The sequence below is a fragment of the Thermococcus sp. ES12 genome, from assembly GCF_012027515.1.
Taxonomy (GTDB): Archaea; Methanobacteriota_B; Thermococci; order Thermococcales; family Thermococcaceae; genus Thermococcus; species Thermococcus barossii.
This window is the reverse complement of the sequence record NZ_SNUP01000133.1, coordinates 1-393: the sequence shown is the minus strand read 5'-3', so window position 1 is coordinate 393 and position 393 is coordinate 1. Positions and strand designations below refer to the sequence as shown.

The window sequence follows — 393 nt, the reverse complement described above, 5'->3', positions numbered from 1 at the left end:
TCCAAAAGAGCTGACAGAAAACGTTGCAGTTTGGGAAAACGGAGACTACCTGCCAATAATATCAATAACTTTCAATGAGACAGTTTTTGAGAGGGAGAGGTCAAATACCACGACAATAATCCCATTTGAAGAGTTCCTCAACAAAACTACAAAAATAATAACAATCAAATACGATACCTTCGGAGGTGTAGTTTACTTCAATGGAACAATGACTGGAATGAAGCCTCAGCAGTATCACATTGCAAAGCTCATTGATGAATTTAACAGAACCATGGATTTAATCAAATTTGACATAAAAAGCACAGAAAACGGCGTAACTTTTTCTGGAGAGGCAAAGCCAATGCTTCAATATAAAGAAACGATGACAAAAAAGACATGGAATGTCACGGTAAA

The 393-nt window shown here is 36.6% G+C and carries 1 pseudogene; it reads left to right on the top strand.

Features of this window, described 5'->3' with window-relative positions:
* Positions 1-393 (top strand): annotated as a pseudogene (locus E3E37_RS11420) (hypothetical protein); the annotation flags it as partial.